We start from the raw sequence: 18,828 nt of genomic DNA on the forward strand, positions 1-18,828 counted from the left end.
GCGCTCCCTTAGAAGTTCATGCGCACGCCGACGCGGTAGGTACGGCCGACCGAGTCATAGACCGCAGGATTGAGGGCGAGGCTCAAGTTGGTTTGCGGCACCAGCACCGGGGCGCGGTCGGCCAGGTTGTCGACCTTGAAGTAAGCCGTCACCTGTTTCGAAACGCTGTAATTGCCGCCGAGGTCGAAATACACGGCGCCCGGCATGTGGTTGTCGAAAATGGTCGGATGCGCCGCGGTCGGCAGCGGGCAATTGGTCTGGCACTCGATGTATTCATTGTTGAACACGCCGGCGCCGATCCAGCGTTCGGTCAGGCTAAGACCGAGCTTGCCGCCCAGCAGCCCGTCCCACGACTGCGACACCAGGGCTTTCCACTTCGGGGTGGCGCCCGTCATCGCGCCCGCGCCTTCGATCGGCGTCGTGCCCGGCACGCCCGGATCGGAGATCGAGTGGATCATCCGCGACGCCAGGCCGCGCAGGGTCACGGTGCCCGGCAAGCCGTAGTCGCTCATGTTCTTGCGGTAGGCCATCTCGAAGTCGATGCCACGCGTATGCAGCGAGGCGAAGTTGAAGCTCTGCGCCAGCACATAGTTCGTGCCCGCCGGCCCGTTGATCGATACGGCGGAGCAGACTTGCTGGTTGCCGCCGTAGCACAGGTCGACTTCCTGCTGCGGATTCAGCGAGCTGATCACGTTCTGGACCTTGATGTCGTAGTAGTCGACCGAGAAGTTGAAGTTGCGCGCCCAGCTCGGCTGGCTCAGCACCAGGCCGAAGGAATTGTTGCGCGCCTCTTCCGGCTTCAGCGCCGGGTTGCCGACGTTGCGCTGCTGGATCTGGATCGACGAACCCTGGTTGTTGTTGACCGCCTGGTTGGTGACCGTCATCGCCGCGAACAACTCGGACAGGTTCGGCGCGCGCACGTCGGCCGAGCTCACCGCGCGCAGGCGCAGGCCGTCGATCGGGGTCTGCCAGGTGGCGCCGAGCTTCCACGCGCGGGCCTTGCCGGCCGTGCTGTATTTTTCCTCGCGGTCGGCGATGTTCAGGTTGGCTTCGCCGAAGGTGGCCGACTTCAGGAACGGAATGTTGAACTCGACATACGCTTCCTTCACGTTGAACGCGCCCTTGCCGTTGTGGTAATTGCCCGCGAACCAGTTGTCGCCGGTGACGGACAGGGTCGGATCGGCCGGATAGTTGGGGCTGTAAGGCGACTCGACCGCCACGCCGGCGCCATAAGGATCGCCGAACACCGAGTAATCCTCGCGGCGCCATTCGGCGCCGAACGCCACCGAGATCGGGCCGGCCCAACCTTGCGCCAGCTCACCATTTATGTTAGCGCTAACAACATTTTGCGTCGAATCGGTGTGTTGCATCGGCCCGTTCACCGGCGCGATGTAATTCCAGCCCGCTATGTTGATCGGGACCTGGCCGAAGATGTTGATCGGCTGGCAGCCGGCGGCGCGGGCGGCGGCGCTGCGGCAGACGATCTGGCCGGTGGCATCCTTGACCGCGTCGATGGCGAAGTTGTAGCGCGGATTGAGCGTGATGTCCTTCACCTGGATCACGGTGGTGTTCTCGCCGTGCTCGGCATACGCGTCGTACGACCATTCCTTGCCGAACAGCGTGAACTTGCCGTCGGCGCCGACCACCACGCGGCGCTGGGTGCGGGTCGGGTGCACATTGATGTTGGAAGGGAACTCGCCGTTCGCGGTGCCGACCGACATCACGCCGCTCGGGTAGCCGGAAACACAACCGGCGGCGACCGAGGCCGGCAGGTAGGCGTTGTCGCACTTGATGGACAGGTTGCCCTGCTTGGCCGCGCCCGGGTTCGGCGAGAACACGGAGGTGACCTGCGCCCAGTTGCCGGTGACATAGATTTCATTGTCGGCGTCGAGGTCCCAGGACACGCGGCTGTACGCCACCTGGCGCTTGAAGTTCATCGCCAGGTTGGTGCCGGCGCCCACGCTGCCGTCACGGTCGCCGCCGATGCAGAAGTTGCCGACGCAATCCGTGCCGTACTGGAAGGCGTAGGGCGTGCCGCCGGGGCCGAACGCCGTGCCTTTCAGCGGACCGTTGGTGATCAGGCCATATTTCGCGTACTGGATGTGCTGGGCGTTGACGATGCTCTTGTAGCGCGGCGCGCCTGCGGCCTGCATGTCCTTGGTCGATTCCTGCAGGGCGGGATTGTTATACCAGGTACGGCCGCCCGCGCCCACTTGGCCGAAGCCCGGCGAATCGATGCCGTTTTGCTTGGTGAATTCGCCGCTGACGGTCACGTGCAGGCGGTCGTCCGCAAAGCCCTGGCCCCACGCGGCCTGCAGCGTGCCGCTCTTGTCGTCGTGGTACTTGGTCATGCCGCCCGCGACGTTGGCCTTGAAGCCGGTGAACTTCTTGTCGGTGATGAAGTTGACCACGCCGCCGATCGCGTCCGAACCGTAGGACGCCGAGGCGCCGCCGGTCACCACGTCGACGCGCTTGACCAGCAACTGCGGGAACTGGCTGACGTCGGTCACGCCGGTGACGTTGGCGCCGACCACGCGCTGGCCGTCGAGCAGGGTCAGCGTGCGCAGCGTGCCCAGGCCGCGCAGCGACAGCGAAGACAAGCCCTGGATGCCGCTGGAGGTGCTGAAGGTGTTCGTGGTGCGGCCGGTGCTGCCCTGCAGCGCCGGCAGTTCGATCAGCGATTCGAAAATATTCGGTTTGGCCGCCTTGTCGAGGTCGGCGGAGGACAGGGTCGTGGTGGGTGTCGGCTGCGAGAAGCCGCGCGCGGCGATGCGCGAACCGGACACGACCACGGTTTTCACCTCTTCGGCTTCCGGCGCGGCCGGGGTGGCCTGGGCCGGTTTAACCGCGTCAGCGCCGGCGGCGGGCGCGTCAGCCTGCACTTGCTGGGCATAGCCGGGCATCGACAGGATGCCGCAGGCACTGGCCACGGCAAGGTTGATCATGGTGCGTTGAAATGGTGTCTGCATGGTTATCTCCTTTTATTTTAATGGGCGGCGTCATCCGGCTGTGAGCTGGCGCGCCTGTGCTGTGTGAACCGCTTCTTTCTATGTCGAATTCCTCCGTGACGATGTTAGCGTTAACAAATGATCTCACCGAATTGCGTTTTCAAGGTTGCCGTTTAGCCACAGATAGCCTTGCGCATCAAGAAACACGTCAACCCGGCGTCCGGCGTGCCGCAAACGCACGGCGGCGTGCGGCCGCCCGCGCAACACCACGCGGTGCGGCCGCCCCGCTTTCCAGTCGAGGTCGAGTTCGACCGCGCCGCGCAGGCGCAGGCCGCGGACGGCGCCCTCCCGCCAGGCGCGCGGCAGCGCCGGCAGCAGGTGCACCTCGCCGCCCCAGGACTGCGCCAGCATCTCGAGTATCCCGGCGGCGCCGCCGAAATTGCCGTCGATCTGGAACGGTGGATGGGCGTCGAACATATTGGGATAGGTACGTTCCGGCCCCAGCAAGCCGCGCAGGATGGCCAGCGCACGCTCGCCCTCGCCCATGCGCGCCCACAGCGCCAGGCGCCAGGCGGTGGCCCAGCCGGTCGAGCGGTCGCCACGGGCGCGCAGCGTCACCTTGGCGGCGGCGACCAGCGCCGGCGTGTCGCGTACATTGATCTGCTCGCTTGGATAGACCGCATACAGATGGGAGACGTGGCGGTGCTGCGGCTCCGGCGCGCCGGCATCCCAGTCCTCCAGCCATTCCTGCAATTGCCCCTGCGCGCCGATGCGATCGGGCGCCAGGCGGTCGCGTGTGCTGGCCAGCGTGCGCGCCAAGGCGTCGTCCGGGTCGTGTAGTTCGCGGTGGGCGGCCAATGTCCAAGCCAGCAGGTCGCGCACGATCTGGCGGTCCATGGCCGGGCCGGCGCACAGCGCGATACCCGGATGGTGTTCGTTCTCCGGCGAAATCGACGGCGACGTCAGCAGCCCGCGCCCTTGCGGGTCGTCGACCAGCGTATCGATGAAGAACAGCGACGCACCCTTGAGCAGCGGGTAGATGCGGCGCAGCCACGCCGGATCGCGCCCATAGTCCCAGTGATCCCACAACACCTGGCACAGCCAGGCGCCGCCGCACGGCCACATACCCCAGTTGGGGCCGTCGATCGGCGCGCTGGCACGCCATAGATCGGTGTTGTGATGGGCCACCCAGCCACGCGCGCCATACATCGCGCGCGCGGTGACGGCGCCGCTGCGCGCCAGCTCTTCCACCATGTTCAACACCGGCTCGACGCACACCGCCAGGTTGGCCGCTTGCGCCGGCCAGTAGTTCATTTCCGTGTTGATGTTGATGGTGTACTTCGAGCCCCAGGGCGGATTGTTCCCCTCGTTCCAGAGTCCCTGCAGATTGGCCGGCTGTCCGCCCGGGCGCGAGCATGACAACAGCAGGTAGCGCGCGTATTGCACGTACAGCGCGGCCATGGCGGCCACCTCGTCGGCTCCCGCCTGTTCGGCGTTGCCTATCCGGCTGTCGGTTGGCACGGCGGCGTAGTTAGCGCTACCAATACGGATCGACATGCGGCCAAACCATGCGCGATGCGCAGCCACGTGCGCGGCACGCAACACGGGATAGCGCTTCGCGGCCGCCGCGCCGCTGGCCGCACGCACCAGGGCCACCGGGTCGCCGCTGACGTCGGTGCTGCTCACATGGCTGGTCGCCGCGGCGATGACGAGGGTTACGGCGGAAGCGCCGCGCACGCGCAGGCAGTCGCCTTCGGTATCGATGCGCCCATCGCCGACGGCGCACACGCGCAGCGCGTAACGCAACGCCGCGGGAACGCCGGCCGAGGCGACATTGCGGCCCTCGATCAGCAGCGCGCCGGGACCATCGGCGCCCGACGTCAGCGTGGCCGGACGCCGCCCGCCGTCAAGCGCCTCCACCTCGTCCCAGGCAACGCCGGCGGCGCGGCGATCGCCATAGCTGACGTCGCGCGGATGCCGGTAGTTGAGGTCGAAGTCCAGCGGCCCGCCCTCCGCCACTATCCGCATTACCACGACCCCATCGGGCACGCTCGCAAACACTTCACGACGATGGCGTATGCCGTTGCTGGTGAAGCGGGTCGCGGCGATGGCACTGTCGAGGTGGAGCGAACGCTGGTAGTTAGCCGGCCTGGCCAATCCGTGAAAGTCCAGCAGCAGGTCGCCGGCAGCGCCATAGGGCATCTGCGACGACGGCCTGGCGATCACCGCGCTGGACACAAGATCGGTGGCTTCACGGTAGCGCCCCTCGGCAATCAAGGCGCGCACACGCGGCAACGCCGCTGCCGCCTCGGGATTGACCGGATCGTAAGGACCGCCTGCAAACAAGGTACTTTCGTTGAGCTGCAAGCGCTCCTGCCGAACGCGGCCAAACACCATGGCCCCTACCCGCCCGTTCCCGACCGGCAGCGCTTCGACCCATGCCGCAGCCGGATCTTCATACCACAGCGCCAGCGGGTCGCGGACCGCGCCATCCCTCCCGCTCAGCGCGGCGCCGGCCAGGCCGGGAAATACCGACGCCAGGCCGGCCGATACCAGTAAGCGGCGCCGCCCCGGCTGTACGCCGCCGGCCGGCGTCGCATGCTTGCCATAGCTGGATGAAGTCACGATATCACCCCCATTGTCAGCGTTTCGGCTGCAGATAGCCGTGCATGCCCAGCCAGCGCACATAACCGTCGAACCAGCCGGTGCTGCTGGTGGTCTTCGGATACATGCCGAAGCCGTGACCACCCTGCTCGAACAGATGGAACTCCACCGGCCGCCTGGCGCTGCGCCAGCTGTCGATCAGGCCATAGCCAGAGTGGGCGAAGAATGGATCATCCGCAGCCAGCGCGACAAACAAGGGCGGCGCATCGGCCGGCACGGCGACCGCCGTCAACGGGCCGTAGATATTGCCGATGAACGCAGGCTTGGCATCCTGGCCGTACAGCGTGGTCGACATGGTCAGCATGGCGCCGGCCGAAAAGCCCAGCATGCCGATGCGCCCGGGATCCACATGCCATTCGCCGGCGCGCGCGCGCACCAGGGCGAAGGCGGCGCGGGCGTCGGCGATCTGCGGCGCATAGGCGGTGGCAGGGTCTTGCGGCAGCGGCGGCCGCTTGGCGGTCGCCGAGAATATTTCCGCCATCGCGTGCTCGAAACCGGCCATGTCCGGCGGAGTCTGGTTCAGGCGATACTTCAGCACGAAGGCCGCCACGCCTTTATCGGCCAGCGCCCTGGCGACCTGCCATCCTTCGTTCTCCATCGACAGCGTGCGGAAGCCGCCGCCCGGCGCAACGATCACCGCCGCGCCGCTGGCCTTGCCGGCGGCCGGCAGGAATGGCGTCAGCGTGGCCACCGTGACATTGCGGGTGAACACGCTGTTGTATTGGCTGTGCCAGGCTTCAGGCGCGGTCGCGCCGGGAAGAGCGCCGGTATTCAGCGTGATCGCGCCTGGCTGCGCGGGCGTGGCGATCGGCGTCATCTTGTCATTCTGCGCCAGGGCGGTTCCGGCGTGCATGCACACCAGCGCCAGTGCAAGCGCGGCAAGGCCAGCTTTCTTCATCTTGTCTCCTTTTTTTAATTATTGTTCCAGCACCACGGCGCGGTTCAACACCAGTGCCGCCTGCTGCCCCGCCACACCGGTGCCCGGCTGCCCCGAGCCGACGCTCAGGCCGTACTGTCCAGGTGTCAGCTGCCGGACGCCGTCGCGGGTCACAAAGCTCAGGTCGCGCGGCGACAGATGGAAACTGATCCGGCGGCGCTCACCGGTTTTCAGCGCCACCCGCTGGAAACCGCGCAGTGCCAGCCGTGGCGCCCCTTCCAACGCCGGCGGCGTCAGATAGAGCTGGGCGACCTCTTCGCCGTCGCGCGCACCGGTGTTGGTGATTTCGGTGGTGACAACCACGCCGTTTTCAGCGGCGCCGTCCACCGGCGCGATCTGCAACGGCGTATAGCGGAAGCTGGTGTAGCTCAAGCCGGCACCGAACGGATATACCGGCGTGCCGGCGTAATAGCGGTAAGTGCGGCCCTGCATGCTGTAGTCATCGAAAGGCGGCAGGTCCGCCAGGCTGCGATAGAAAGTCAGCGGCAAACGGCCGCCCGGATCGGCGCGGCCGGTCAACACATCAGCAACCGCCTGGCCGCCCGCTTGGCCCGGATACCACGCTTCCAAGATGGCTGCCGCGTGATCTTTAGCCCAGGACAGATCCAGCGCGCTACCGTTCATCAGCACCACCACCAGCGGCTTGCCCAGCGCCTTGGCGCGTTCCAGCAACTGGCGCTGCTCGAGCGGCAGATCAAGCGAGGTCTTGTCGCCGCCAGCGAAGCCATCGACCTTCAGCGCCATCTCCTCGCCCTCCAGGTCCGACGTCAGACCGACCACGGCAACGATGACATCGGCATCCGCGGTCCCTTGCTTCAGCTCGGCGTCGGCATCGACGGCGATCCGCTTCCAGAACAGGCCGGGAACGCCGGTGTTGCCGCTTTCCGCCTCGAAATGCAGCGGGTAGCGCTGCCCCTTCTCCAGCCGTACCTCACGCAGTTGCAGCGGCTCGGCCCATTGCGAATAGGTCGTCGCCTCCACCACGCGCTGACCGCCGACGGTCAGCGCGCCTTTGACACCGCTGACCCCGAGGCGGTACAAGCCTGTCTCTGGCGCCAGCAGGTGGCCGCTCCAAACAACTTTATGCCGGTCAGCGACGGTCTTGAATTCCAGTCCGCGCGAGGCCAGCCCCGGCTCGACGCGCGTCACGACAGGCTTGCTGTCGTACTGGTCGCCGTTGCGGTTGTAGTAGTCGACACGCAGGCCGGGTTGGCCGTCCGGCGTGCGCAGCGCGGTCGCCGGCACCGGGTCGCCATCCGTGATGGAGGCGCCGGCGGGCACCAGCTTGATCTGCGCCTTCGGCAATACGCGGCGCAAGCCGTCCACCACCGACACCGGCGGCGCCGACAAGGTCGACGAATAATTGCCGCGCAGGACACGCGTGGCATCGGCCAGCGGACCGATGACGGCCAGCTTCAGGCCGGGCTTGAGGGGCAGCACACCGTCGTTCTTCAGCAGCACCATGCTCTGGGTCGCGGCTTGCAGCGCCAGCGCCTGATGCGCGGGCGTGCCGATGGCAGTGACCGGCACAGCCTTGGTGTCGCGCTGCGGCAAGCCGGCCATGTCGCCGGTACGGTAGCGCGCCGAGAACAAGCGGACCAGGGCCTGGTCGATATCGCCCATGTTGATCAGGCCGCGCTGCCAGGCCTCGCGATAGCGTGCGCCCAGTCCCGGCGTGTCGCCCAGCGTCTTGGTGTTGCACTCGTTGTCCGTGCCGGCCTTCAGCGCCACCGCCACGGCGGCGGCCGGGTCGGGGGCATATTTGTGCTGCTCCGAGATATCGGTCACCGCATCGCAATCGGACACCACATAACCTTGAAAGCCCCAGGCGCCGCGCAGATGCTGCTTCATCAGCACATCGCTACCGCAGGCCGGCTGGCCGTTGATGCGGTTGTAGGCACACATGATGGAGCCGGCTTTCGCATCGACGATGGCGGCACGGAACGCCGGCAGATAGGTGTCTTCCAGGTCATGCGCCGAGACGAAGACATCCGCCATATGCCGCGTCGATTCCGGGCCGCTGTGCACGGCGAAATGCTTGGGCGTGGCGACCACGTCCGGCAAATCGGGGCTCGGTCCCTGAATGCCGCGGATGAAAGCGACACCCAGGGCCGCCGTCAGATGCGGGTCTTCGCCATAGGTTTCCTGGCCGCGCCCCCAGCGTGGATCGCGAAAGATGTTGATGTTGGGCGACCAGGTATCCAGGCCGGTGCCGATGCGTCCCAAGTGACCGGTTTCGCGCCCCAGCGTATGCAGCGCGCGGACTTCGACACTGATCGCCGAGGCGACCTGTTGCAGCAACGGGGCATCGAAACTGGCGGCGAGGCCGATCGGTTCCGGGAAATTGGTGGTCGGCAGCGGCCCCAGCGCGCCGTGCAGCGACTCGGTCCACCAGTTGTAGGCGGGGATGCCCAGACGCGGCACGGCTGGCGCCACATTCAGCAGCTGATCGATCTTCTCGTCCAGCGTCATCTGCGTCACCAGACTGCGCGCGCGCGCCGTGGCCTCGGCCTGCGCATCCGCGCCCCGGGCGCCAAGCGGCATGGCAAGCATCAGGATGAGTGCGCGCGCGGCAGCCCGCATCACTCCGCTGTTTTTGTCTCCTGCATGGCCGGCTGTAGCGGCCTTATTATTGTCCATGTTAGTCCCAATGTTAGACAGGCTAAAAATGTTTGCGATAACATTTTTTCACCAACTTCTAAAAGGTAATCTTTAAGTTAGTAACTAGCCAATAACTTTTTTATCGGAACCGATACCAAAACCGATATCAACGCCAACGGGATTTGAAATGCAGGAGCCGTGACGCCAACAAGTGATCCTAGATGCTGGCCGGCGGCGGTAGCCCAGCCAGCATCACCGCTGCCAGCATGGCGCCGGCCAGCAGCAACGATTCGACCTGCAGCAAAAAGGTAACCCGGGGCAGCGCGCCGGCGCGGGCGGCGATGGCTGCCGGGAATCCGAAGAATTTATTGTGGCCGCCCAGCGCCACGGCCAGCAAGACCAATAGCAACTTGACCGCCAGGGTCGTCTCATAGGTGCCGGCTCCCACCTTGTCCCAGGCGCCGAACACGCGCCAGGCGTTATACAGGCCGCTGGCGCCGATCCCGACCAGCGCCAGCGTGGCCGCATCCGACAGCGATCCAAGGTAGCGCGCGGACGCGGCGCCGGCCTGCCTCGCGGCCAGCGGCAGTATCAGCCAGCCCGCCGCGAACACCGCCCCCACCCACACGCAAATCAGCAGCAGGTGCAGCCATTCGACCAGCACGCCGAGACTGAGCATGCCGTGCTCGGCGGCGTGGCTGTTGGCCGCGCGGCTGAACGCACACGCCGCCAGCAGCGCCAATGCGATCCAGTCGCGGCCCGGCAACCGGCGTCCAACACCGTGCAAGGCGACGGTCAACAACAGCGCCAGGCAACCCGCCGTGCCGATCCGGCCATAGCTGCTGCTCGACAGCAGCATCGATAACGCCTCGCCGGCCTCGTCCAGCGGCACGTCCGCCATCGCGGCGGCGGCGGCCCACAGGGAGCCGCCGTAGGCCAGCAGGCCAAGCAGCGCCGCAGCCGGCATCGATTTACGCAACTGCGCCTGCGCCGCCGCCGACCATGGCTGGCCGGTGTCGCGCAGCCAACGCACCGCCAGCCCGCCCGCCAGCAGCCATGCCAGCGCCAGATTGAGCAGCAGCGCGCTCGCCCCCTGCAGCAAGGCCGCCGAGATCAATCACTTCACCGCAAAATTGTACTGGCCGACGCGGCGGTGGCCGTCCGGGCCGATCGCCACCCAGCGCACGATATAACCGCCCGACTTCAGCACGGGCAGGTCCAGCTTCAGCAAACGCTTGTCGCTCGCATCGACGGCGGCCTTGCCGACGTTGGGCACCGCCTTGCCGGTCGCATCCTGCAGCACGATGGTGCTGAACGACGGTTCGAGAGCCTCGTTGAAAGTCAAGGCGATCGCGGCGGGCGCTTTCGCCAGCTCGGCATTGGCGGCCGGCTCGGACGCCTGGATCGTCGCATGCGCCATGGCCAGCGGCGCGGCCAGCGTGGCGATACTCAATACGGCGCTCATTGCCAAGGCGTGCAGTCGTTGCATGATGATTCCTTTTTTAATATGGATGAACAGCGGACGGCCACCACTCTACAGCCTTCCCCCGTTGGAAGGTCAAGCGCTTTCTTGCCAATCTGACGGCACGCCGCATCCGAAACTTGCGGCCTATTTAAGGGAGATGCCCCTTCGCCCTCGCCCGCAAGCCCTCCGCGTGGCAGCAGGCACGATGGCGCGTCGAAATGATAAGCGGTGGACAACTCGAAAACAGGCCCACGTGCACGGCATTACAAATCAGAGAGCGGTGTATTTTCGCCAGTCGTACCGGCTTGGAGCGCGGTAATCAATATGCCTAAATCGTGCTCCAGGCGCGCTAGCGTTTGCGAATCCAGTGTCGACAAGGCGTCCGGCAGCACTCCGGCAAATGGCATAGGCGCATGAGCGAGACGCACCTGTCCCGCGGGCAGCAATGTCATGCTGGCGGTCCTGCGATCTGGACCGCTCCTATCCATCGCGATGAGCCCATGCGCCGCCAAATTCTTGACTAGGTTACTCGCGGTAGTCTGATGCACATCGAGGGCGCGGGCCAGTTCGCCGACTCCGATGCCCGGCTGTTGCTGGACCACGCTGAGCGCCCACAGCTGCGCGCCCCCAATGCCGGCTGCCTTTTCGACGTTGCGGAAATGGGTTTTGACTGCGTTGAAGACGATCCTGAACTGTCTCAGGACTCTCGTTGTGGGCGGAAATTCCCCGGCGCCCGTCGCGCTGAGGGATTGTTGTCCGTTGGACTTGTGATTCGGTAGCATGGAGGAATGATAGCCGATAAATGCGGCGCGTGTGGCTCACTCATCGGCGCCACGCTGAGGCCAGTTCTTCTCCAGAATGGCCCACAGGATCAGGCCATAGGACAGCAATCGCACCAGGTAGTGGTAGGGAGAATCTTCGTTTACGGCGCCGTCCCATGCCGAATACGTCCTGTGCATCCCTTCCACCAGAAACGAGAGCGCGAAATACAGGAAGAACCGTTGCCCCGAGCTGCGCCAGAAACGCAGGAAGAACAGTGCAATCATATACGATGCCATGGCGATGGCGCCGGTCAGGAAGTTGATCATGGCCGCCTCACTTGTTCTCGTAAATTAAGCCAAACAGCAGCAGCAGCAGCGCCATCAAGGCGCTGACCAAACGCAAGACCAGCAGATCGACCTGCGGAAAGACCAGCTTGTCCAACACCAGCAGCACGTTGTTGACCGACATGCCGATGAAGCATAGACCGCTCCAGAACAACAAGCGCACACCGTTGCGCCGATAGCTGCCGAGCAGCATCCAGGCGCAGGCCAACGAGGTAAGCGTGCACAGTCCGTAAATGGTTTGCGCCATGTCAGTGTTCCTTTCGCCAGGTGAAGGCATCCGCAAATTGCTGGGCTTGCCTATCCAGTTTGGAGTGTATCAGTCCGGTGATGCCGACCAGATTCGCTGCATATGCCGCGGCCAGGAGATCGATCACCGCAGCCAACTCCGGATGACGCGGCCAGTATCGGAAGGTGACGGTTTTGTCGACCTTGGTGCTGGACAGCACACCAATGGCGCACAGCTCCTCAAGCAACTTGCGCGCGGCACGCTCGGTGACGTAGAGCCGATGCGCCACGGCGGCAATGTCCCACTGCTGCGTCGGCGCGCCGCGCAGCAAGAGCATCGCCTCGAGATGCGGCACTGACGCAATGCTGGTCAGAATGAAGCGCCGCAGATCATCAGGCACCGGCAACAGCGTCATCGCTTCGCTCCCGGCAAGCCTTGCAGATCGGTCGCCTTCTGGCTGAACACTTCGCTGGCGTGGCGAGCCAGGTCGTTCATGCCATAGCCGGAGGCCAGTTGCTTCGTCAGCCAGCGCGCCTGGCCGCCATCACGCAGCAGTTGTTCGATTTGCGCGCGCGCCTTGCCGAAACCGGGATCGTCGGATTTGGGCGCCAGCCGGGCCATGTCGGCGGTCACCACGTCGGCGATAGTACGGCGCTGGCCGCTCTCGGGATCGATCCAGATGCCGTCGATGCCGTCGCGGGCGGCGTTAAAACGATTCCACGTGTAGAGCTCGGGACCGTCGTCTGTCGGCCAACGACCTGGCTGGCGATAAGCCTCAATGCAGAGCGCGCGCGCATAGCTGGCCAGCGCCGCCGCGTAGGCCGGATGAAGCGGCGTATCCAGCACGCGCAGTTCGATGGTGCCGAACTCCGGCTTGGGCCGCACATCCCAATAGAAATCCTTGATACTACCGACAATCCCCAGGCCGGCCAGCCGGACGAAGTGTTGCTCGAACTGGCCCCAGCTGCGGATATCGGCCGGCATCGTGCCGCTCATCGGGAATGCCCCGACCACGTTGCTGCGCGCACTGCAAAAACCGGAGTTCTCACCTTGCCAGCACGGAGAGTTGGCCGACAGCGCGATGAACAGCGGCGCGCGCTGAGTGAGCCAGGCACACAACCGTATCGCTTCATCCCCGCTGGGCACGCCCACATGGACGTGCATGCCAAAGACAGTGAACAACTTGGCCAGATAGCCGAATTTCTTGGCCGAGGCGCGATACCGGTCCTTCGGATAGATCCGCTGGTCGCTCCAATGCTGAAATGGATGGGCGCCACCACCGGCGATCACGGCGCCGACCTCGAACGCCGCCCGCTCCACGCTGCTGCGGATTTCCTCAAGTTCCGCAGCGGCCTGATGGTAGTTCTCCAGCACCGAGGTGGCCACCTCCAGCATCGAGGTCGTAATTTCAGGTGTCGCGATCCAGCGCTTGTCCTGGACATCCAGCAAGCGCAGAATGTCCGGTGCCGCTGGCAGCAGGTCAAACGTCAGGCGGTCGAGCACCATCAGCTCCAATTCGATCCCCATTGTGCCCAACCGCGACTGGCTGAAGGGAGGCAGATATGCCGGTCCCTGCCCAGCCACGGCCAGCGCCTGCGCGTCGGTGGCCCCGCCCGCTATTTCCCGATCAGCCATGCGTCTCTTCCTCGTGGTTTTCGCCGGCAAGCCGCAGCCCGTACCAAGTCAGCCCCGGCGCCGCGAGCACGTTAAGCGCCAGCAGCGCCGCCATGATCTGGTTGGCGCCATCACTGAGGCCGGGATAGCCGATCATCGAATTATCTACCATCAGCGAGCCGAAGCTCACCAGTGAGCACATCGATACCGCCAGGGCGTTTTTCTTGGTGCGGCTCCAGGCCAGCGCTGGTGCGAGAGCGGCACGCGTCACCAGAATGCGCCCCCCGAACAACAGCAGCGCCACGCTCAGCGCTTGCCAGTTCAGCAATTGCTGCACGTGCACCAACGACGAGGACATCATGAACAGCAAGGCGTAGCCGATGTCCTGCCCGGTGCGCAACTCTGCCTGGAAGACATTGTCGCGCTTTTCGGCATTGCGCAGCAACACCCCCATCAGCAGCAGCGATAGCAGCGCGCTGGCCGCGCTGACCGAGCACAGGCCGAGATCCATCAGCAGCGCGGCGAGCAGCATGCCGGGCCGCATGCGGGCGCGCGCCTTGCTGAGCCGCGTCGCCAGCGCGTACATACCGTAGCACAGCAACGCGATCGCCACGCCCCAGAACAGCCGGGCCAGCTGTTTGCCGAATTCGGCGCTGAAGCTCGTCAGTATGGCGCCATCGCGCGACTTCAACCAGGCCAGCGCCGGGACCAGCACCAGCAGGGCAATGACATTGCCCAAGCCGACGAAATTGGCACCGGCAAACACCGTCACGCCGCTGGCGTCGGAATCGGACACCATCGACGCATAGATGATCGGACTGGAGGCGATCAGCATGGCGGCCATCAAGCCCGCTTCGCTCCAGCTGATGCCACACAACATCAGCAATGCGCCGACGACGACGCCGCGCAGCACGCAGGCCAGCAGCAGGCTGGCGCCTTGGCGCCGGCTGCGCCACAGCCACGCCAAGTCCATCTTGCGTCCGACCTCGAACAACACCAAGGCCGTCGCAGCGTTGAATAATTCCTGGAATTGCGTCGCCACGGCGGCGTCGACCAGGCCCAGGCCACTGACGCCCAGCATCAGACCGGCGATCACCGCGCCGTATAATTTGGGCAAGCCACGCGACTCAAGCGCTAAGCCGAGCATTTGGGCCAGCAGCAAACCGGCGCCCAGCAGAGCGAGGGGCGACGACAGCCACAACGGCCACGATATCAAATCAGCGTTCATGGTCGGCCATCCACAGCGCGGCCAGCGCCGCCATCTCACGGTCCACCAGCGATACGACGCGCGTTTCGGCTTCGGTTCCTGGCGCTACCAACACCGGCACTTCAAGCCGCGCGCGCAGCGGCGTCTGTTCCTTCAACCCGGGCAACCACAGGCGACCGACCAGCAGGTTCCCGCGGCGGCCAATGGCGGCATAGGCCGCACCACGCTGCTGCGGCAAGGACGGCGGCATTATGTGGAAAGGCGCGGGCCAGGTGGCACCCGGCGCCGAACGCGCCAGTTGCACTTGGATCGCGGCCCGCTGCTCCAGGCGGCTATCCTCGCGTGCATACGGCAACGGCATGTCAGGATCATCTTGCTTGAACGCAGCCGTCAGGCGCAAGCATTGATGGTCTGCCTGCCACACCAGGGCGGCGCCGTCCCTCTCGCCCGGCCGGCCGTGCAGATTGCGCCGCCATACATCCTGCAATGTGGACGGCGCCGCCGCGCCGGCGTCCTCGTCGCTCACTGCGAGCACCTCGCGCCGCAGTTGTTGCCAGCGCCGCTGTTCCCATGCGCGGGTTGCCGCGCGCGGCGGCGGGGTCCAGCGCCACTCGGTGGCAACCCAGCCGCCATCGCGGGCTTGGGTCAACAAGATGATGCGCCGGACACCGTTTTCCCCCTCCGCGTCTTGCGCCATTGCCTGCCGCCGCCATGCGGCGTTCCAGGGCGGCGCGTCGCCAGCGCCGGCCAGCGTGGCGCCGCGCCAGTGCCACCAGTTCGCCGGCCGGCTAATACACGACGGCGACCTGGAGACGTCGGCGACCCAGCGCTGCATCACCAGCCCGCCGCGCCAGGCGCATTGCGTCGGCATGGCGAGCCAATTGGCCGGCGTGGGGGCCGGCTGTTCGCAGAACACCGGTCGTCCACCCGCAAGCGTCGCAAAGGATCGCGCTATCGCGGGCAATTCAGCGGAAGCCAAAGCAGGGGCTGGCGCCGCACACGCAGTCGTGGCGCTCAAGCAAGCCAATATCGGCACGGCACTACGCCGCCACCGCGCGGCACGGATCAGGGAGGTTGAAGGGTCCATTTGACAAATTATATGACAGCAAAGTATATTTGTACAAATGTAGTTTACCCGCTTACTCTCACAGCAGAGCCTGATAAAGCCTTCGTCCTCGTCCCTGCGAGGATTTTTTTAGGTCGGCCACCACACCATGAAAAACAAGCACAACACCACTGCGGCGTTCAACCGGGAATTCCGCAATTGGCGCACCTGGGCGACCCGCGGGATCGTGGTGGCCGCCGCAGGTGTCGCCGGACTGAGCGTCGTCGCCTTTACGTGGCTGGGTGAACAAGCCCTCTCGCTGTTCATGGATGCTTTTCACTTTAACTCTTGGATCGCGCTGTTGTGGACGCCGTTGTGCACGGCGGCGATCGTCTGGCTTACCCGTCGCCATTTCAGCGCCGCGGCCGGTTCCGGGATACCACAGGTGATGGCTGCGCTCGATCCGTTGGCGCCGCCGCAGACCACGGGGACACTGGTATCGCTCAAGCTCAGCCTGGCAAAGGTCGGGTTAACCACATGGGGCTTGCTGGCCGGGCTGTCGCTTGGACGCGAAGGCCCCTCGGTACAGGTTGCCGCCGGCATCATGTTGACGGCGCGGCGCTGGCTGCCGGAGCGATCGTCGGTGAGTACCCATGGCCTGCTGGTGGCCGGCGGCGCTGCCGGCATTGCCGCCGCGTTCAATACGCCCCTTGCCGGCGTCATGTTCGCGATTGAGGAGTTGTCGCGCACGCCCGAACAGCGCAGCAGCGGTCTCCTGATGTCGGCCATCGTGCTGGCCGGCCTGATCGCGGTCTCAATCTATGGTAACGCCACTTACTTTGGGATCATCCACGCGAGCGGCATTGATTTGTCACTGCTCTTGCCCGGCATACTGGTGGCCTTGACCAGCGGCTTGGCAGGCGGGCTTTTCTCCCGCCTACTGCAAGTCTCCCTGGGCGGCCAGGCGGGCGACATGCTGTCGCGCCTGCGTCGCAGCCATCCGGTGGCATTTGCCGCACTGTGCGGCTTGCTGGTGGCGGTGATCGGCGTGGTCTCTGCAGGCGCAACATTTGGTAGCGGCTACAGCCACACACGAGACATGGTTGCGGGCAGGGAAGGCGTGCCTGCCCTGTTTCTGCTGCTGAAGTTTGTTGCGACCTGGCTGACCACCTGGTCCGGTGTTCCGGCAGGGATTTTTGCGCCTTCGCTGGCGATTGGCGCGGCGCTTGGCAACGATATTGCACAGTTGCTGCACTCTCCGCATGCGACGGCGTTAATCGCATTGGGCATGGTCGGTTTTCTCGCCGCCGCGACGCAGGCGCCGCTGACGTCCTTCATCATCGTCATGGAAATGGTGGACGGACACTCGATGGTACTGAGCTTGATGGCGTGTGCCATGGTGTCGCGCACCGTCTCCCATGTGATCAGCGCACCTCTTTACACGGTGCTGGCGCAACAACAATTGACCCATGCGAACGCCCGCCCCCTTTAAACAAATTCACAACATGTGCTAAAATTTAATAAGGGTGATCGTGCCGTTCAGGTACGACAGGATTTGCGATGGTCGGGCCGCCACGCGGTTTTTTCGCGCGTCATGCAAAACACTCTTATATCATCTTGCCTTTCCAGCCCCTCCCCCTCTCCTACCGAACGTTCGGTACCGGACGTTTTACTCGCTGGTTTTGCCCACTCCTTCACTGGACGGGAAAGCTGTCTTGACTTGAACTCCAAGCAGCGAGAGCAGCCCCATGCAAATTGAAATTCCCCTCTCACAAACATTTAAGGAATTCACCAATTCAGGGAAAGCCGGCGGCATCGTCCTCATTTTATGCACGCTATGTTCACTGGCGATCGCCAACTCGGCCGCAGGCAGCTCGTACCTGGCATTCTGGCACGGGCAGATTGCGGGACTGACCGTGGAATTGTGGGTGAACGATGCGCTGATGGCGATATTTTTCCTGCTTATCGGCCTGGAGTTGGAGCGTGAGCTGTACAACGGCGAGCTGTCAGACCTCAAAAAGGCACTGTTGCCGATGCTGGCTGCCGCAGGCGGCATCGCCGTCCCTGCCCTGATTCATTTCGGTCTGAACCGTGGGACGGCTACGCAGGCAGGCCTGGGCATCCCGATGGCGACGGATATTGCTTTCGCGTTGGGCGTGCTGACCCTCCTGGGCAGCAGAGTTCCCGCCTCGCTGAAAGTCTTTCTCACGGCATTGGCCGTCATGGACGATCTTGGCGCAATCGTCGTTATCGCTCTTTTTTATACCGCAAAGCTGTCGTTGGCTTATTTGCTGAGCGCACTGGCGGTCTTCATCGCGCTGTTGCTCATGAATCGCACGCTGCGCGTAATGTCGCTGACGCCGTATCTGATCGGAGGCGCGCTGATGTGGTTTCTGATGCTCAAATCAGGTGTGCACGCAACCATAGCGGGTGTGTTGCTGGCCTTCGCCATTCCCCATTCCGCGAGGCAGGACGACATTAGTTCGCCGTCTCATCGCCTTGAACATTTCCTGCACAAGCCTGTGGCATTTCTGATTCTTCCTGTTTTTGCCCTTGCCAACACCGGCATCGTGATTGGTGCTGGCTGGGTACAGGATTTATTGTCGTCGAACAGCCTGGGAATTATCGTTGGGCTTTCCGTTGGAAAGCCGGTCGGCATTATGCTCGCCTGTTTTGTCGCCGTCACGCTAGGTCTATGTCGCCTGCCCGCCGACCTGGCGTGGAGGCATGTACTGGGTGCCGGATTGCTTGGCGGGATAGGCTTTACCATGTCGATATTCATCACCGGCCTGGCTTTCGCGGAACAGCCGGCCATTGTGAATGCGGCGAAGATGGCGATCTTGACTGCGTCCTTGCTATCTGGCATAGCCGGATTCATTTGGCTGAAGGCTAGAGGCGCCCCCCAAGACACCGACGCCAATCCGGAGACGATGGACTATTGAACCAGCTCTGCTGGACAGTGCCCAGGACCGCCAGACCGAGTTCTTGCCTGCTTAAGGACGGATACAATTCATC

At 64.5% G+C, this 18,828-nt stretch carries 15 protein-coding genes; 2 read left to right on the forward strand and 13 right to left on the reverse strand.

The window, feature by feature from the left end:
- Positions 1 to 8: 8 nt before the first annotated feature.
- The 13 genes from ACEN9F_RS04390 to ACEN9F_RS04450 form a co-directional block, all read right to left on the reverse strand.
- Positions 9 to 2,969, reverse strand: coding sequence for a TonB-dependent receptor plug domain-containing protein (locus tag ACEN9F_RS04390; protein ID WP_413418205.1), 2,961 nt, complete (start codon positions 2,967 to 2,969; stop codon positions 9 to 11).
- 123 nt (positions 2,970 to 3,092) lie between these two features.
- On the reverse strand, positions 3,093 to 5,573 hold the full coding sequence (locus ACEN9F_RS04395) for a glycosyl hydrolase family 95 catalytic domain-containing protein (protein WP_413418207.1): 2,481 nt from the start codon (positions 5,571 to 5,573) through the stop codon (positions 3,093 to 3,095).
- Between the two features lie 16 nt (positions 5,574 to 5,589).
- The gene (locus ACEN9F_RS04400) at positions 5,590 to 6,510 is read right to left on the reverse strand and encodes an alpha/beta hydrolase (protein WP_413418209.1); all 921 of its coding nucleotides are present in this window, start codon (positions 6,508 to 6,510) and stop codon (positions 5,590 to 5,592) included.
- Between the two features lie 18 nt (positions 6,511 to 6,528).
- A complete protein-coding gene (locus tag ACEN9F_RS04405) occupies positions 6,529 to 9,132 on the reverse strand; it encodes a glycoside hydrolase family 3 C-terminal domain-containing protein (protein ID WP_413426965.1) in 2,604 nt (867 codons plus the stop codon).
- Positions 9,133 to 9,367: 235 nt separating this feature from the next.
- Positions 9,368 to 10,267 (reverse strand): CopD family protein, encoded by a 900-nt coding sequence (locus tag ACEN9F_RS04410; protein ID WP_413418211.1) that lies wholly within the window; start codon positions 10,265 to 10,267, stop codon positions 9,368 to 9,370.
- Entirely contained in the window at positions 10,268 to 10,639 is a 372-nt protein-coding gene (locus ACEN9F_RS04415; protein ID WP_413418213.1) for a copper resistance protein CopC, read from the reverse strand.
- A 239-nt stretch (positions 10,640 to 10,878) separates the two neighbouring features.
- Positions 10,879 to 11,397 (reverse strand): MarR family winged helix-turn-helix transcriptional regulator, encoded by a 519-nt coding sequence (locus ACEN9F_RS04420; RefSeq protein WP_413418215.1) that lies wholly within the window; start codon positions 11,395 to 11,397, stop codon positions 10,879 to 10,881.
- A gap of 36 nt (positions 11,398 to 11,433) precedes the next feature.
- A complete protein-coding gene (locus ACEN9F_RS04425) occupies positions 11,434 to 11,703 on the reverse strand; it encodes a DUF5985 family protein (protein ID WP_413418217.1) in 270 nt (89 codons plus the stop codon).
- A 7-nt stretch (positions 11,704 to 11,710) separates the two neighbouring features.
- Positions 11,711 to 11,968, reverse strand: coding sequence for a DUF5985 family protein (locus ACEN9F_RS04430; RefSeq protein WP_413418219.1), 258 nt, complete (start codon positions 11,966 to 11,968; stop codon positions 11,711 to 11,713).
- Position 11,969: 1 nt separating this feature from the next.
- The gene (locus tag ACEN9F_RS04435) at positions 11,970 to 12,362 is read right to left on the reverse strand and encodes a hypothetical protein (protein WP_413418221.1); all 393 of its coding nucleotides are present in this window, start codon (positions 12,360 to 12,362) and stop codon (positions 11,970 to 11,972) included.
- The gene (locus ACEN9F_RS04440; RefSeq protein WP_413418223.1) at positions 12,359 to 13,582 is read right to left on the reverse strand and encodes a YbdK family carboxylate-amine ligase; all 1,224 of its coding nucleotides are present in this window, start codon (positions 13,580 to 13,582) and stop codon (positions 12,359 to 12,361) included. Before ACEN9F_RS04440 ends, ACEN9F_RS04435 begins: the two co-directional genes overlap by 4 nt.
- Entirely contained in the window at positions 13,575 to 14,789 is a 1,215-nt protein-coding gene (locus ACEN9F_RS04445) for a cation:proton antiporter (protein ID WP_413418225.1), read from the reverse strand. Before ACEN9F_RS04445 ends, ACEN9F_RS04440 begins: the two co-directional genes overlap by 8 nt.
- Positions 14,779 to 15,639 carry a hypothetical protein gene (locus ACEN9F_RS04450; RefSeq protein WP_413418227.1) on the reverse strand — a complete coding sequence of 287 codons (861 nt, stop codon included), beginning with the start codon at positions 15,637 to 15,639 and terminating at the stop codon, positions 14,779 to 14,781. The genes ACEN9F_RS04445 and ACEN9F_RS04450 overlap by 11 nt, the downstream gene beginning before the upstream one ends.
- Before the next feature lie 343 nt (positions 15,640 to 15,982).
- Here ACEN9F_RS04450 and ACEN9F_RS04455 point away from each other — a divergent pair, with 343 nt between their 5' ends.
- Together ACEN9F_RS04455 and nhaA are read left to right on the forward strand one after the other, a co-directional pair.
- A complete protein-coding gene (locus ACEN9F_RS04455; RefSeq protein WP_413418229.1) occupies positions 15,983 to 17,305 on the forward strand; it encodes a chloride channel protein in 1,323 nt (440 codons plus the stop codon).
- 256 nt (positions 17,306 to 17,561) lie between these two features.
- Complete coding sequence (nhaA, locus tag ACEN9F_RS04460; RefSeq protein ID WP_413418231.1) at positions 17,562 to 18,755, forward strand: Na+/H+ antiporter NhaA; 1,194 nt, start codon at positions 17,562 to 17,564, stop codon at positions 18,753 to 18,755.
- The last annotated feature ends 73 nt before the right edge of the window (positions 18,756 to 18,828 follow it).

The sequence above is a fragment of the Duganella sp. CT11-25 genome (genome assembly GCF_047302815.1).
Lineage (GTDB): Bacteria > Pseudomonadota > Gammaproteobacteria > Burkholderiales > Burkholderiaceae_D > Rugamonas.

Coding starts and splice junctions, on each gene's coding strand:
- ACEN9F_RS04390 (WP_413418205.1), bottom strand. CDS start 2,969: ATGCAGACACCATTTCAACGCACCATGATCAACCTTGCCGTGGCCAGT.
- ACEN9F_RS04400 (WP_413418209.1), bottom strand. CDS start 6,510: ATGAAGAAAGCTGGCCTTGCCGCGCTTGCACTGGCGCTGGTGTGCATG.
- ACEN9F_RS04405 (WP_413426965.1), bottom strand. CDS start 9,132: ATGCGGGCTGCCGCGCGCGCACTCATCCTGATGCTTGCCATGCCGCTT.
- ACEN9F_RS04415 (WP_413418213.1), bottom strand. CDS start 10,639: ATGCAACGACTGCACGCCTTGGCAATGAGCGCCGTATTGAGTATCGCC.
- ACEN9F_RS04420 (WP_413418215.1), bottom strand. CDS start 11,397: ATGCTACCGAATCACAAGTCCAACGGACAACAATCCCTCAGCGCGACG.
- ACEN9F_RS04425 (WP_413418217.1), bottom strand. CDS start 11,703: ATGATCAACTTCCTGACCGGCGCCATCGCCATGGCATCGTATATGATT.
- ACEN9F_RS04430 (WP_413418219.1), bottom strand. CDS start 11,968: ATGGCGCAAACCATTTACGGACTGTGCACGCTTACCTCGTTGGCCTGC.
- ACEN9F_RS04435 (WP_413418221.1), bottom strand. CDS start 12,362: ATGACGCTGTTGCCGGTGCCTGATGATCTGCGGCGCTTCATTCTGACC.
- ACEN9F_RS04440 (WP_413418223.1), bottom strand. CDS start 13,582: ATGGCTGATCGGGAAATAGCGGGCGGGGCCACCGACGCGCAGGCGCTG.
- ACEN9F_RS04445 (WP_413418225.1), bottom strand. CDS start 14,789: ATGAACGCTGATTTGATATCGTGGCCGTTGTGGCTGTCGTCGCCCCTC.
- ACEN9F_RS04450 (WP_413418227.1), bottom strand. CDS start 15,639: ATGCCGACGCAATGCGCCTGGCGCGGCGGGCTGGTGATGCAGCGCTGG.
- ACEN9F_RS04455 (WP_413418229.1), top strand. CDS start 15,983: ATGAAAAACAAGCACAACACCACTGCGGCGTTCAACCGGGAATTCCGC.
- nhaA (WP_413418231.1), top strand. CDS start 17,562: ATGCAAATTGAAATTCCCCTCTCACAAACATTTAAGGAATTCACCAAT.